The organism is Facilibium subflavum, from assembly GCF_003574485.1.
GTDB classification, from domain to species: domain Bacteria; phylum Pseudomonadota; class Gammaproteobacteria; order Francisellales; family Francisellaceae; genus Facilibium; species Facilibium subflavum.
Genome location: NZ_QLIT01000233.1, coordinates 1 through 14,727, shown reverse-complemented (window position 1 = coordinate 14,727; position 14,727 = coordinate 1). Strand labels below are relative to the sequence as shown.

The following is a 14,727-nucleotide window of genomic DNA, read 5'->3' as shown; positions in this document are numbered from 1 at the left end:
GATTTAAATAGATTGGATAAATCAGCACCTGATTCGACAATGAGATCAAGCGCTTGATCTAATGCTTTGTTTTGTTCTTTGTTTTTCATCTTTCGTCCTTAGATTATACGTTTTAACCATTATAACCTATGAAAGAATTTACACAGTTATTTCAATACTCCCAATTTGGTAAATGAAAACTTCCCTGCCCGGTAAAACCAAAAGTTTCTATATTATAGGGATAAATATTCTGATTGTAACTTTGATGACGGATATAAAGTGTATCATCATTGCTTCCAGCAAGAATAGCACGCCAGATATTACTCACAGAAAAAGGAACACCTTGCCATACAACCTGCCAATTCCTCATTGTTGTATCTGTATTATTTTGCAATACAACATCAACAACAAAACCATCTGACCACTTGCTTCTAACATCAAAGTTAACATTACATACAGCCGCATATATCAGCTGCATTGTGCTAAACAGCAATATCCACGCATAAAAACACTTTACTTTAAAAAGTCGCCATAATAGAACATGCTCTTTTTCCGATTTGACCATTTATTGACTCCTTCCATAGTGTTTTATATTCCTTCAATCCATCGTGATTTTAAATTCAATCAAAAAATAGATAAGCACATAATTATTTATTTGTCAAATTAACATTAATTAACAAAACAACTATTTTTAGCTGAATCGTACCATGATTTTGAATATTACCACCATAATTGCATAAGGTGTAAGTTTTACGTGGAAAGCCGTAAAAAGCATATTGTATAACTTAATGCTTAAGCGTATTAAAATATTATTAATAATAATAATTACACTATCACAATAAACTGAAAAAATTGCAAACAGCGTGAAAAAAGGTTAGTGTATATAAAAAAAACACCAAAGCATATATATGAAAAAACCAATTTTACTGGCTATGATGCTTTTCATTGCCAATATTGCATTTGCTGGCAGAGGTGCTTACCTTATCATAGAAAATAACACACCAAATGCGCTACATATCGAAAAAAATGATTGGCAATGCCTAACTGATACGACGCTTTCTCACACCATCCCAAGTGCATCTGCCACAAAATACTATCTTGAAGCAATCAATGACATATCATGCTGGTATAGAGCTTCGCAAGGAAGATTAAAAATTTTCGATAAGAACCATCAAGAAATTGCAATCACAAAATTCTCGCTATCTAATACAACGACAAAGCACATACTTGAATCCACAACAAGTGATGACTATAAAATAAAAGCTGCTGCTTACAATACGATTGACAGGGCATCAGGACAGGATCTTATATTTGTCCAAATTAATCCGAATGCTAACAAGTTAGACCCAAATTCTAATGATTATCAAAACTGGATGCGTAATCTAGGCGAAAAAATTGCATACAAAAAACTGTCTCAAGTGGTTTTACCTGGGACCCATGATTCCTTTACTTTTGACCTTAATGGCGCTGTGACTTGCCAGGCAGATCCTGATGCATCAGCTGCAGCTAAGATTCCTTATTTCGGCAAGAAATTTGCCCAAGCACAAGATCAAAACTTCATAACCCAGCTTAATCGTGGCATCCGCTATTTTGATGTGCGATTATGCCACCAACATGGCAAAGACTATACCACCCATTCACTGATTAGTAATAACACTTTTCAAAAGGAACTCAGTGGACTTGCTAACTTTTTAAACCAGCATCCCAAAGAAATTGTGATACTTGATTTCAACCACATGTATGGCTATGACAAGGCAGCACTTAGTAAACTACTTAATTATATAGAATCGTATTACAGCCAGTATCTTTTAAGCTATCAAAACTATAACCCTCAAAGCCTTATTAATAATATATGGCAAAGTAAAAGAAACCTTATTATTGTTATGCCTGATACACAAAAAGATATTGCCAAGAAAATAAACCCTGCAATTTCTGCCTATCTCTGGCCTGAAAGCACATTATCTTCGCCATGGCCAAATACAACAAACATTGATACTGATCTTGCAAAAAATACAGAAAGTCTGCACAACAGGGATCAAAATCAGTTATTTGTTAGTCAATTACAGCTAACGCCAAATGGTAATTATATCTTGCATAACCCATCATATAACTTATATTTTAATGCTTACCGCTATGCGCCAGAAACACATTCCTGGATAAACATAAATACAAGAAAAGGACTCAATATTTTTATCACTGACTTTTCTTCAGGTTATGACAGTACACTACTGGCAATAAAGGCAAACCAATAAGACTTGCCAGATAAAATTGATATGGTAAAAGTTACACTTTTGATAAAATCTCTTATACTTATCCATAGGCGTGTTTTACAAGGAACCTAGATGCGGTTTTTTTCGAACCCTTCAGATAAACAACAACGTTATACTGCTGTTTTTTTTGCATGGTGGCTCTTTATCAATGGGATCTTATCAATTTTAGTTGCAACACTACCTTTTATCGATGAGGCACTTCATACCCATTTACCACTGATCTCACAGAGCATGATTGGCCAGCTTTCCTTAAGGGTGAATACGGCATTATCTTTTATCTTTGGCTATACACTACTGCTTGTTGGACGAGGTATCTATAAACAACTTCGTGTATCCTGGATCCTTGCTTTAATCATGCTGGGTATTTTGTTCTGCAACAATCTTTTTATCTATGCAAAAATCAATGTCATTAATCTGTTATATTTGATTGAAATTATTGGTCTATTATTAAGCTGGAAAATTTTTAGTCAAAAATCAAAGAATCTCCGTATTACTTATTCACAATTTATCATCATATTATCCTTTATTATCGCCTTGGCTTATGGCGTTATTGGAAGCTACCTGTTAAAAGACGAATTTGTTGGTATTGATAACTGGACGGATGCCATTTATTTTACTGTGGTTACCTACAGTACCATTGGATATGGGAATATCCACCCTGTCACTGAAGAGGCTAAAATTTTTGTTACTACAATGGTTTTCTTTGGACTTGGCTCATTTGCAGCTATGCTTACTTTTATTGTCAGTGCGATTATCAATCGCATACAGGCTGTTTTTCAATCGTTCAAAAAAGGGAAAAAATATATGAAAGATCACATGGTTATTTGTGGCTTTAATGCTTTTACAAAGCTGATTATTCAACAGCTTAAATCTCAATCTACACCATACATCCTTATCGATCAAAGCAATGAAGATACCAGTCATCACCAGACAACATCTGATACGTTAAAAGGATACGCCTATGATGCGGAAATATTAAACAAAGCAAATATTCACCACGCAAAAAATGTGATCATTGCCTATGACAGTGATGCAGATAATATTTTAAGCCTTTTAAGCATTGCGGATACTTTAGAATCAAGCACAGCAAATAAGCCTGATATCGTTATTCGCATCGAACAAAAAGAGAATATCCACAAGGCAGAAAAGCTCGGCGCACGTGAAATTATCTCACCACTTGCCACCGCAGCTGAGCAATTAATATATAAAAACGCTAATTTCTAGCGGACACTTTAAAGTATTTATGATCGATCGACCAAGATTTATAAAGCACATTATAAATATTCACTGAAACAGCATTTAAACTTGACTGATAAATGTTTTCATATGCCTTTGATGCATTAATTTCTGTTGGCCCTAATAGCTCAATATTATATTTACGACACCATTTTCGAACGGTTGTTGTCTTAAAACCAAATTTGTTTGCAACCTCTTCATAGCTTAAGCCTTCACTAGCATATTGCTCTAAAACACTCTGCGCCGAGCATCCATATTTTTTTTTGAGGATAACCTCAAAACTCTGCGAATACTGATTTGCCATATACCTACTTCCCCCGAATTCAACTTACTGTTTATGCAAGTATCTTTATTGATACCGCAATTTTTAATCACAATCAAGTATTTAAACTACTTTTTATGTAATATTATTCCGCTAACCATGTTGATCTTCGCAAGAAAGTAAAAATGCCATACCAACCAATCCTGCATTATTTTGGCATTTGGCCGGTATAATTGGAGTATCCTGGTAAAGCGGCATTGCACGCGCCTGAAAGGCTGCTTTTATTCTCTTTATAATAATTTCTTGTTTTGAGATCGCACCACCAATAATAATAGTCTCTGGCGCTAAAATATGCGCAATTGAAACAAGCCCTGAACTGACATGATAGGCATAATCATCGAGTACGTTCATTGCTTCTTGTTCATTTTTGTTGATTGCATCAAGCAAAAACTCAACTGTTACTTGCGCTTTCGATGTTGCAATGCGGTATTGTTGTAACAGGCTTGATGCTGAAGCAAATTGCGCCCAGGCACCGCGAACCATTCCTGCATCTTTTGCTGCTTTTTCATTAGTGATGATGTAACCCAGCTCTCCTGCTGTATTATTCCTGCCACGGTAAAGCTTCCCATCGATAATAATTGCACCACCAATACTTGTACCAAGGGTTACCATCACACCCTGTTTAAGCCCTATAGCAGCACCTTGCCACAACTCTCCTAACAAAGCGGCATTCACATCGTTATCCATGCAAACAGGTAATTTTGTTTGTTGCTGTAGCAGCTGTTTTAGCGGGTAATTCACCAATGCTTTTACATATGAAGATCCAAGTGTGATCCTGCCTTCCTGGGTATCAACAACACCATGTGTGCAAAGGCCAACTCCATCAAACTGATGTTGTAAAGATAAATGCTTAAAAATCGTTACCAGGCGCGCAACCAATTCCTGTGCCTGTGTTAATTCTCCTGTATGCATTTGTGCATTAAAAATTAATTGACCTTTATTATCAACAACGCCGTATTTAATGAAAGTCCCACCAAGGTCAAAACATAAATACATTTTTTAAGCTTCCCTGAAAAAATAATTATTTTTTACGATTTAATTTATCTAACAAACTTTTAGGGAAATAAAATCGTTTCATACCAACGCTCTGTCTTAATGCATTAACCGTTGCAGGCGGCAATTCCTGTGATTTACCTGCACTGATATACCTTGGTAAGCAAATATCACCAAAGCGTACGCGCGTTAATCGGCTGACTTGTAAATCAACGGCCTCAAACATTCGTCTGACTTCTCGGTTACGCCCTTCTGACAAAGTAACATGATACCAACCATTTCTACCCTGCCCTCCAACAAAGCGAATACTATTAAAGCGTGCAGGCCCATCTTCTAATTCAACGCCTTCTCGTAATTGATCAATTTTCACTTGATCTACTTCACCGAAAACACGCACGGCATATTCTCGCTCGATCTGATAAGAAGGATGCATTAAACGATTTGCAAGCTCACCATCAGTCGTGAAAAGCAATAAACCTGTCGTGTTTACATCAAGGCGTCCAATCATAATCCAGCGCCCTTTTTGTAAACGAGGTAATGCTTGAAACACTGTCTTTCTGCCTTCAGGATCATCCTTTGTACAAATTTCTCCTTCAGGTTTATTATAAATAATCACACGTGGTCGAGATAGAATAATACCTTGCTGACGTAGTGCTTTGCCATCAACGATAATTTTATCATCTAAACTTGCCCGATCGCCAATTTGTGCTACTTTACCATTAACAACAACACGTCCTTGCGCGATCTTTTCTTCCATTTTCCGGCGCGAACCTAAACCCGCCTGGGCCAGTATCTTCTGTAACTTGTCAGTCTTACTTTGTTTGTTATTTCTATTACTTTGTTGCATTGTTATGATCTCAAATTATTCAAGCGCTTTTATTTAAAAACGTCTTTTATTGTTTATTATTGTGGAAACCTTACCCCATTTTCACTCATTCTCCAAGCAAAGTGTTTATAAACACCTGATTTTCCTTGCTCAATTAACCGATCAATATTTTCCTGATCAATTGCAAAGTCAGTACCGACAATATCAAGTGTGTCAACAAACACCACACGATTCCAATCATCAGGCGATAAATAGCGTTTTAAAGAGCCTGCTGAATAAAACTTCATAAATGCTTTTGTGAAATCAAAAATGTGTGAGATTTTCTGATACGCTCCTGGTTCACGCATGGCTCGCAAAGGATCATCTAATGGATCTAAACGAAATCCTAATGTTTCAAGATTAAATGCCTCACTTTCTGGGTGTTGCTCATTAACAAGCATATTTGCCGCATTGTAAATATATTTTTGACGATCAAATATCTCAACAGGGCAATTCCATACAAGCCCCCCATCGACAAGTACATCTTCCTCTTTATCCTTTTTACGCTTAATTGCTCTAAAAAATAGCGGGATACATGTTGAAATGCGCAAAGCCTCTGTAATCTTCATTTGTGGAGTTGTCTCATAGCTGTAAACTTCAGCACAAGAACGCGATAAATTTGTTCCTATAATAAATAAATCATTTCCAGTTCGCGCCTTTAGCATCTCAAAAGTAATGTCACCATGTCCAAGTTTTTTCTCAATTAAGTTGTACATGTAGTTGATAAACTCATCCCCCTTATACCAGCCAAAATCAGTTAATAAGCGAGTTGAGTTACTTAAAAAATTACGGCTTGCATCCGTAAAATCCGTATAGTCAATATGGCGAACAATCTCCTCAATTTCCTTGGCATTATAACCCACAGCAAGGAAAACTGCATAGATTGCCCCAGCTGAGACACCCGCAAAACGGTGAATATTCTTTAACACCCCCATTGATTGCAGTGCAGTAATCGCACCACTATAAGCAATGCCTCGAACACCTGCTCCTTCAAAAATAATATTTCTAAATGCATGAATATTTAGCTCATCAATATTTAATGCCAAAAAATGATTCACACGATTTGCCGCCGTAATCATTGGAAAACCAATGGCGGTTTCTAGTGGCTTTACTTTTGCTCGATAGAATACACGATAAAAGTTATCGATTCTATTGCGTAGATATGGCTTTAAACTTACTGAGCGCAAAACAGTTGTCTTGACTTTTTTGGTTGTACTTTCCTTTTCTAGTACAGGCAAGTCCATTAATGCATAAAAATAAGCGCGTAATACAGACATTTTTGTAGACTTAAGACTGTTATTACCTGCCTGTTTTCTGTTTTCTTCATTTAAATAAAACAACCGGTAAAAAAGAGAAAATGGTCTTATTAAATACCAGGGAAGCGCCTGCCTTTGTTCATAAATATATGGATTTATAAGCAGCTGTTTATAAATGATTTTTACATTTTGCTGTGCAAGCAATAAGCTGATCAGCGCACCATAACCATGTGCAATAACAATAACATGTTCAACTGCAAAATATTCAAGAATACTCTGTGCATCTAAGACACTTTCCTGTAATGTATAATCCTTATTCTTTTTTGGGCAATCACTTTGACCGTGTCCCATTAAATCATAAGCGATAATATTGTATTTGGTTGAAAACTCCCGAAATTGTGGCTGCCAGTTCTTTGCACTGCCTGCCAGGTTATGGATAAAAAAAAGTGTTTTCCTTTTTGGCAAAATTTCATTATGGTAAACGCTTAAACGACGCTTTGCCCGAAAATGCCGTTTCGTGATAGATAAAATCACAACCGCTCCTTAGTTATATACTTTTGAGCTTAACTGTAAACGAATCGTTGCCGCCTTATTATCTTGGCCAAGTTTTTGCAAAATATTCATCTTCAACGTTAAACTCTCCTTTGTTTTACCCTCAAGCTGAATATAACGATCAATAAAATCAAGTGCACTTTGGTACTGTTTGTCAGCATATTCAATATTGGCAAGCTCCCAATAAGCAGCAGGCGCGTTATTAGACTGCTTAATCGCATTTAAAAAGGCCGTTTTGGCTTGCCTTGTTTTACCTTGTAGCAATAAGCATTGTCCATAAAGACTAAATGTCTCAGCAAGCTTTGTATTTGTTCTAAGCACAATAGCTTTTTGAAAAAGCTGATTAGCATAAGAAAAATCCTTTTGCACACCACACAGAAACTGCGCGTAAAAATTATATGCCTGCGGATCTTCTGAAGCCATATACAAGGCCTTTTGAAAAGCATCCTTTGCTGTATCCATTAGCCCTAAATATTGATAATACAGCCCCTTGGCATAAAACACCTGTGCAATATTATCATCCTGTGATTCTGCTTTTAATAATTTTTCTTTTGCGCGATCAAGCATACCTCTTTGTGTGTATACAATAGCAAGTTGTGCATTGATTTTTGCAGCCTTCGTGTAATCTACTGATGGCGTTTCAGGCACCGGCATCTCTTTTGTTGTCGAGGTTGTACAGCCTGAAAACAAAAGTAATGTAAAGATTGAAACTATGAAAAACATCCCTTTTTTTATCTGCATTGCCTTATTCGCTTAATGTTTTTTGATAACGCATTTGACGCTTTGTTCTATCTTGCACAGTACCAACCAATTGGCCACAGGCAGCATCAATGTCATCTCCTCTTGTCTTTCTAATCGTAGCAACAAATCCCTGTTCCATCAAATATTGTTGAAAGCGATGAATACGATTATTGCTTGGTTTCTTGTAAGGTGTCCCTGGATATGGATTAAATGGAATTAAATTGAGCTTACTTGGCACTTGTTTTTGCCTTAATAAATCAACCAGCGCTTCAGCCTGCTCAAGGCTATCATTCACCTGATCCATCAATGTATACTCAAATGTAATCTCTTTATGTGGTCCTTTCTCTGCATAAAGCTTACATACTTCCATCAACTGATCGAGGTTATACTTCTTATTGATCGGAACTAACTGATCACGAAGTGCATCTGTAGGCGCATGAAGGGAAACAGCTAAAGAGACATCTGATTGTTCCAGCAAATCATAAATTCTTGGAACGACACCAGAAGTACTCAAGGTAACACGGCGTTTAGATAGCCCATAGGCATAATCATCCATCATAATATTCATCGCTTTAACCACATGATCAAAGTTCATTAAGGGTTCACCCATACCCATCATAACAACGTTTGTCACCATCCGGTCATGTACACCTTCTTGCTGTGATAATCGACGTACCGCTGTCCAGACTTGACCAATGATCTCTGCTACAGATAAGTTACGATTAAACCCTTGTTTACCTGTCGAACAGAAGCTGCAATTTAATGTGCATCCTATCTGAGAAGAAATACACAATGTCCCACGGCTTCCCTCAGGAATATAAACCGTTTCAATACAGTTACCGCCTTTGACTTCAATAAGCCATTTGCGCGTACCATCAACTGAGGGTTTGTCAAAAACAACTTTTGGAATGCTAATCTTTGCATACTGTTTAAGTTTCTCACGTAACCCTTTACTTAGATCACTCATTTGATCAAAATCGACCACAGCTTTTTGGTGAAGCCATTTAAAAACCTGCTTTGCCCGAAATGGCTTTTCATCAATGCTTAAAAAATAATTTTCCATATCTTTTAAGCAAAAATTCATTAAATTTGTTTTCTCTTCCATCGCTTTCTTTCATAACTTGTTTATTTATGTTTATATCTTTTGCACCTGCTGTAATAAATTACTACTGTTTACAGAATCTCAGCAGGAACAAACCTCAACCATTTCAGTTAGCTGGCATTATACCTATGTTTATTTTATAATCAATAAAAGTTAAAATATTTTACATAACACCAGGTGGCACAGTCTGCTCATAGGTTAAATCGGCAAAACGACAAAAACGCCCCTCAAAGTGCACCCTAACATTACCAATTGGACCATTACGCTGCTTACCAATAATAATTTCGCCCAGACCTTTATTATCTTCTTTGTCTTTATGATAAACCTCATCACGATAGACAAACATAATGACATCAGCGTCTTGCTCAATCGCACCTGATTCTCGTAAATCTGACATCATGGGTCTTTTATCCGCACGGTCATCAACACCTCGATTCAGCTGTGATAAAGCAACAACAGGAACATTAAGCTCTTTGGCCAGTGACTTTAAAGTACGCGAGATTTCAGAGACTTCCTGGGTACGATTATTTTCATAGCCTGGAACTTTCATCAACTGCAGATAATCCACAACGATTAAACTTAATCCATCGTTTTCCTTATAGACTTTCCGCGCACGTGAGCGCATCTCAGAAGGACTTAACCCAGCACTGTCATCAATATGCATATTGACATCTTTAGATAATATTTCCATGGCTGCGGTGATTTTTGCCCAATGCTCATCTTCAAGCCGGCCATTTCTTAAAGCACTTTGTTCAACCCGTCCAAGTGATGAAATCATCCGCAAAACAATATCTTCTGATGGCATTTCCAAGCTAAAAACTAATACAGGCTTTGTTGCACCTCTGGCAACATTCTCTGCTAGATTCATTGCAAACGTTGTCTTCCCCATCGAAGGTCTTCCTGCAACAATCACCAGGTTTGCCGGATGCAGGCCTGAAGTTAACTCATCTAAATCAGTAAAACCTGTTGCGGTACCTGTAATACCATCACTTGACTCCATCATTGCATCAATACGATCAATCACGTTTGGAATAATTGATGAAACCGATTTTGGCCCATCTGACTTTTGCACCCCACTTTCTGCAATAGAAAGAATCTTTTGCTCAGCCAAATCCATGATCTCTTCCACCTTGCGTCCTTGTGGTGTATAGACCATATCTGCAATATCTGTTGCGGTATTTAACAGCATACGCAATTTGGATCGCTCTTTGACAATTTCCGCATAAGCTGAAATATTTGCCGCAGTTGGGGTATTTTTGGCAATTTCTGCCAAATAATGTAAACCGCCAGCCTGATCAAGCGTTTTCTGATTCATTAAGGCATCACTTAACGTAATGATATCAAAAGGGATATCCTGCTGGATAAGCTGCTGCATTTGTTGAAAAATAATGCGATGCTGCACAGTATAAAAATCCTCGGCAGTAAGCACATCTTCAACCTTAGACCACATTTCATTATCTAAAATCAACCCACCTAAAACTGAGCGTTCTGCATCAAGAGAGGATGGTGGCCTTTTGATACGTTCTAATTGCTTATCTAATGATATTGCTTGATTTGCTTGCATATAAAACTGATACTTTTCTTTTTTTTACCATCAACAGCACATTCTATCATGAAAATGCATGCATCATTAGCAAAAATATTCTAGCATTATCTTTATGCATGAAAAGCACAGCAGAATATACAGATAAAGGGAGTATAAGATTGCTTTAGTTAGTGACAGCGAAGATAAAACTTATCAAGCAGTTACATCCTGGCATGAGCTTAGCGAACCATTAAAGCTATGTTGATACATCAGACTACCATAATGCATACATCTATAATCATCATGCCTTACAGTGATATAAATAGCATTTTCTTGTGTGATTATTAACCATACCAACTGCCTGCATAAAGGCATAACAAATAACTTCACCAACAAACTTAAATCCATTCTTCTTTAACCAGATACTCATAGATTTTGATACATGGGTCGCACTTGGAATATCATGATAAACTGCATAATCTCCTACTTGTGTTTTGTGGTCAACAAACTGCCACAACGCATCAACCATCGATTGCTTTTGAGATAGCTGCTGCCAGGCACGCGCATTGTTTATAATGCTTAACAGTTTTAAACGGTTTCGAATAAGGTTTTTATTCTGCATTAAATGATCAATTTGTTTCTCATGCATCATCGCAACTTTCTCAATATCAAAGTCATAGAAAGCCTGCCGATAAAAATCACGCTTTTTTAAAACCGTCTTCCAGCTAAGCCCTGCTTGCATACCTTCCAAACAAAGCATCTCAAATAGTTTTTGTACATCATAAACAGGCTTCCCCCACTCTTTGTCATGATAATCAATCATATCTAGATCACTATCGACCCACTCACATCTCATTTTTATCATTGTTTTGTTCTTTGGTTATTCCCTTTAGCTACTAGTGTAACACTGACAGCTAACTTTCATATTATTTAACGGTAATTTGCAATGATATCAAACCTTTTTCCAATAGCCTGCCTAATAAAAATATCATGACAAATTTTATAAATCACGCTAGTATGATCCAACCGGAAAAATATAATGAAAGAAACATGCTTAATTACAAGGAATTACCAAAAGGTGTACTAAACATCAATCTAATTCAACTTTTCTCAACGGTTGGGTATGCCGTTTTGATGGGCCTTTTAAATTTTTATTTGAATAACCATACCTCCTTAACGCGAACCGAAGCTAATACATTAACGGCAAGCTTTTTTGCCTTAAACTTTTTATTCCATCTTTTAGGTGGCACGGTTGGTGGCCGCTATTTAAGCTTTCGCGGGCTGTTTTGTGCCAGCCTTTTGCTTCAGTTTATTGGCTTGATATTAATTGCCATTCATCAGCATACGATTATCTTAATTGGTATGGCAACTTTTATTACAGGCTCTGGACTAAATGTCAGCTGTATTAATATGATGTTAACCCAGCTTTTCTCTCAAGATGACAAACGCCGCCGTATTGCATTTTCCATTAACTACAGCTTTATGAATATGGGGTTTGTGTTAAGCTTTTTTGTGGCTGGAATTTTACAAGGCCATGACTTATATAGTCTTGCTTTTATTTTTGCTGCTGCCTGTATTATTATTGCTGTATTAATTCACCTAAAAACATGGAAATATGTCCATGATAAAGGTACTTACTTTGCTGATGTGTTTTCCAAATCAGATGCGCGTTTTTATGTTGCACCTGTTATTGTCATTGCATGCTTGATATTTGCCTATTTCTTAATGCATCATCCTGAGCTTGCATCACAACTTATTTATGTTGTCTTTGTTATCGTTTTAGCTTATATGCTTTTCTTAGCCAGTAAACAGGAAAAAGCCTATCGTACTAAAATATATGCCTATTTAATTTTAACTGTTGCTAGTGCCATTTTTGCCTGTGTGCAGGGCTTACAGTCAACTGCTTTGGAAAACTTTGTTGAATTTAATACCTCTAAGTCCTTGTTTGGCATTCCAATTCAACCGGCGACGGTGAATATGTTTGAAAGCCTTGGGGTTATTGTGTTTGGATTTATTCTGGCAAGCTTGATGAAAAAACGCCAGGAACAACAAAAACCTTACAAGCCTGGATACCTTGTAACCAAAGGGCTAAGCTTTTACATCATCGCCTTTTTGATGATTCCCTTAGGCATCATCTTAGCCGGTGAAACACACCTGGTACACGTGATTTTCCCAATATTGCTGTTAATCATTGTCTCTGCTGGTGAAATTCATGTTAATGCCGTTAACTATGCCATGGCAGGAGAAATGATCAAGCCACATCACCAGGGCTTATTTACTGGCTATTTATTTATGAATGTGGCCTTTGGTATCAATCTGGCAGGACCTATTTCTAATTTTGCATTGGGACACTCTGAAAACGCGCAGAACATTACTGCGGCATCTACAAACCCAATGTATATGAAAGTCTTTTTGATCATGACTGGTGTTGCCATTGTGATTACGATCATCTTTGGTTTATTAATGCGTATGCTTAATAGAATGTTGGATGCGCAAAAACTGCAGCCTATCTTAGAAAGTGAGCTAGAATAATATACTTGCCTCATAAATAAAAATGCCGCTTTAAGCGGCATTAAAGTTATTTGATAACAGTTTTAACTGCCTGAAATAATATGATTATTAGCATCTGTTGATTTAGCATCTGTTGGCTTGGCACCAAGACTCGGGTTTGTCCAGTAAGCTGCCACTGTTGGTAAGGTTTCAGCTTCAGCCTGCGCCATCGTGCTTGATAAGGCCGCAATACAAGCTGTTTTATCATCACCAGTTAATGGCGACATAATCTGTGCTTTTTCTAATTGTTTTGAATAATATTCACTTTGGCCATCAAGCGTTGTCAGAGGCTGGTTTGCGGCATCATCATCCAAATTATAACGCGGCTCAAAAATCACATCTTCTGTATTGGCATTGTTGTCATAACAGTTGACTTCTTCGCCTGTTTGAATGTTTTTACACACCTCTGGAATACCACTGATTCGCCCAAAACCTTCATATTGAACATATTTCTCGGTGTTATCATCATCCGTGTAGATTAGCTTCAGTGGCGCATCAAATGCGGTTAAGTTACCATCACTATCCTGGAAGGTAATATATTGCTGCCATTGGTTATTACCCGCCTGCCAAGAATAAAAAACCGGCTCAGCAAAACGCTCTGCCCTGGAGTTCGTTGTAAAAAGTTCCCATATTCCGTTATTGGCCATAGAAATGCTTGGCGTTTCTGATACATCAGTTAATTGATTATTACCATCAACCGTCCCAGTCGGACCCAATAATATATAAGGACTCTGCGCATCAATATCCATGACAATCGTATATTTAATACTCTCTACATTTTCATTGGTACTATAGTTTGCAATTGTGCCATCTACCTGAACAGGGCATTGATCAAAACAATATAAGGTCAATGTAGATGCACCAGAAGAAGGCGCTTCAATTGCATTAGTAAAGATACGAATTTCTGTTCCATTGGTAGGCGCTTTATAGATATTACCATTTTCGAAATCTTCAAGCGGCAACCCAGTAAAGCCAATACCTGGAATGTCAAAAGATAAGAATCTTCTGCCATTGTTAAATAAGGTTTCGGTAGAGTACGGTTCAGCTGCTTGTGTTGCAATGGTACAACCACTGCCATCATTACACACTTGCGTTCCAATTTTATCAAACCGTTGTGCCGTACTGTTCCATTCAATTACTGGATTACTTGACTGCTCACCCTGGCTTGGTAAATGTACAATCACATCAACCCCTGCAAGCTCACTTAACGTTTTATTTTTTACTGTGTTTTTCTCTAAACGATTAGGTTCTGTGAACCAATTTTTTTACCGCATCCAAATCAAACTCCCAGAAAAGTTTAAAAATCCACTAAAACTGATTATTGTTTTATCAAATC

Annotated in this window: 13 protein-coding genes; 3 read left to right on the top strand and 10 right to left on the bottom strand. The window is 37.2% G+C overall.

Annotated features, from left to right (window positions below; genetic code table 11):
• Positions 1-151 precede the first annotated feature (151 nt).
• Positions 152-544 carry a cellulose binding domain-containing protein gene (locus DNK84_RS11965; RefSeq protein WP_119344725.1) on the bottom strand — a complete coding sequence of 131 codons (393 nt, stop codon included), beginning with the start codon at positions 542-544 and terminating at the stop codon, positions 152-154.
• 343 nt (positions 545-887) lie between these two features.
• On the opposite strand from DNK84_RS11965, the gene DNK84_RS11960 reads away from it, so the two are divergent.
• Both DNK84_RS11960 and DNK84_RS11955 read left to right on the top strand, forming a co-directional pair.
• Positions 888-2,231 carry a phosphatidylinositol-specific phospholipase C domain-containing protein gene (locus DNK84_RS11960; protein ID WP_119344724.1) on the top strand — a complete coding sequence of 448 codons (1,344 nt, stop codon included), beginning with the start codon at positions 888-890 and terminating at the stop codon, positions 2,229-2,231.
• Positions 2,232-2,321: 90 nt separating this feature from the next.
• Entirely contained in the window at positions 2,322-3,473 is a 1,152-nt protein-coding gene (locus DNK84_RS11955; protein WP_119344723.1) for an NAD-binding protein, read from the top strand.
• Here DNK84_RS11955 and DNK84_RS11950 read toward each other — a convergent pair.
• The 8 genes from DNK84_RS11950 to DNK84_RS11915 form a co-directional block, all read right to left on the bottom strand.
• On the bottom strand, positions 3,463-3,789 hold the full coding sequence (locus DNK84_RS11950) for a helix-turn-helix domain-containing protein (protein ID WP_119344722.1): 327 nt from the start codon (positions 3,787-3,789) through the stop codon (positions 3,463-3,465). The two genes, DNK84_RS11955 and DNK84_RS11950, sit on opposite strands and share 11 nt — an antisense overlap.
• 111 nt (positions 3,790-3,900) lie before the next feature.
• On the bottom strand, positions 3,901-4,803 hold the full coding sequence (locus tag DNK84_RS11945; protein WP_119344721.1) for an ROK family protein: 903 nt from the start codon (positions 4,801-4,803) through the stop codon (positions 3,901-3,903).
• Between the two features lie 25 nt (positions 4,804-4,828).
• Complete coding sequence (gene rluB, locus DNK84_RS11940; RefSeq protein WP_119344720.1) at positions 4,829-5,647, bottom strand: 23S rRNA pseudouridine(2605) synthase RluB; 819 nt, start codon at positions 5,645-5,647, stop codon at positions 4,829-4,831.
• A gap of 56 nt (positions 5,648-5,703) precedes the next feature.
• Complete coding sequence (locus tag DNK84_RS11935; protein ID WP_119344719.1) at positions 5,704-7,455, bottom strand: alpha/beta fold hydrolase; 1,752 nt, start codon at positions 7,453-7,455, stop codon at positions 5,704-5,706.
• 9 nt (positions 7,456-7,464) lie between these two features.
• A complete protein-coding gene (locus tag DNK84_RS11930) occupies positions 7,465-8,214 on the bottom strand; it encodes a tetratricopeptide repeat protein (protein ID WP_119344718.1) in 750 nt (249 codons plus the stop codon).
• Between the two features lie 4 nt (positions 8,215-8,218).
• Positions 8,219-9,319 carry a dual-specificity RNA methyltransferase RlmN gene (rlmN, locus tag DNK84_RS11925; RefSeq protein WP_119344717.1) on the bottom strand — a complete coding sequence of 367 codons (1,101 nt, stop codon included), beginning with the start codon at positions 9,317-9,319 and terminating at the stop codon, positions 8,219-8,221.
• Positions 9,320-9,479: 160 nt separating this feature from the next.
• Positions 9,480-10,880, bottom strand: coding sequence for a replicative DNA helicase (gene dnaB / locus DNK84_RS11920; RefSeq protein ID WP_119344716.1), 1,401 nt, complete (start codon positions 10,878-10,880; stop codon positions 9,480-9,482).
• Positions 10,881-11,142: 262 nt separating this feature from the next.
• Entirely contained in the window at positions 11,143-11,697 is a 555-nt protein-coding gene (locus tag DNK84_RS11915) for a DNA-3-methyladenine glycosylase I (RefSeq protein ID WP_235826897.1), read from the bottom strand.
• Positions 11,698-11,891: 194 nt separating this feature from the next.
• On the opposite strand from DNK84_RS11915, the gene DNK84_RS11910 reads away from it, so the two are divergent.
• Entirely contained in the window at positions 11,892-13,373 is a 1,482-nt protein-coding gene (locus DNK84_RS11910) for a peptide MFS transporter (RefSeq protein WP_119344714.1), read from the top strand.
• A gap of 62 nt (positions 13,374-13,435) precedes the next feature.
• Here DNK84_RS11910 and DNK84_RS11905 read toward each other — a convergent pair whose 3' ends face one another.
• Positions 13,436-14,575: a hypothetical protein gene (locus DNK84_RS11905; protein ID WP_119344713.1), complete on the bottom strand. Its 1,140-nt coding sequence runs from the start codon at positions 14,573-14,575 to the stop codon at positions 13,436-13,438.
• Between the last annotated feature and the right edge of the window lie 152 nt (positions 14,576-14,727).

Excerpts from the sequence above, each read along its gene's own strand:
- DNK84_RS11965 (WP_119344725.1), bottom strand. The coding sequence starts at position 544 with ATGGTCAAATCGGAAAAAGAGCATGTTCTATTATGGCGACTTTTTAAA.
- DNK84_RS11960 (WP_119344724.1), top strand. The coding sequence starts at position 888 with ATGAAAAAACCAATTTTACTGGCTATGATGCTTTTCATTGCCAATATT.
- DNK84_RS11955 (WP_119344723.1), top strand. The coding sequence starts at position 2,322 with ATGCGGTTTTTTTCGAACCCTTCAGATAAACAACAACGTTATACTGCT.
- DNK84_RS11950 (WP_119344722.1), bottom strand. The coding sequence starts at position 3,789 with ATGGCAAATCAGTATTCGCAGAGTTTTGAGGTTATCCTCAAAAAAAAA.
- DNK84_RS11945 (WP_119344721.1), bottom strand. The coding sequence starts at position 4,803 with ATGTATTTATGTTTTGACCTTGGTGGGACTTTCATTAAATACGGCGTT.
- rluB (WP_119344720.1), bottom strand. The coding sequence starts at position 5,647 with ATGCAACAAAGTAATAGAAATAACAAACAAAGTAAGACTGACAAGTTA.
- DNK84_RS11930 (WP_119344718.1), bottom strand. The coding sequence starts at position 8,214 with ATGCAGATAAAAAAAGGGATGTTTTTCATAGTTTCAATCTTTACATTA.
- rlmN (WP_119344717.1), bottom strand. The coding sequence starts at position 9,319 with ATGGAAGAGAAAACAAATTTAATGAATTTTTGCTTAAAAGATATGGAA.
- dnaB (WP_119344716.1), bottom strand. The coding sequence starts at position 10,880 with ATGCAAGCAAATCAAGCAATATCATTAGATAAGCAATTAGAACGTATC.
- DNK84_RS11915 (WP_235826897.1), bottom strand. The coding sequence starts at position 11,697 with ATGAGATGTGAGTGGGTCGATAGTGATCTAGATATGATTGATTATCAT.
- DNK84_RS11910 (WP_119344714.1), top strand. The coding sequence starts at position 11,892 with ATGCTTAATTACAAGGAATTACCAAAAGGTGTACTAAACATCAATCTA.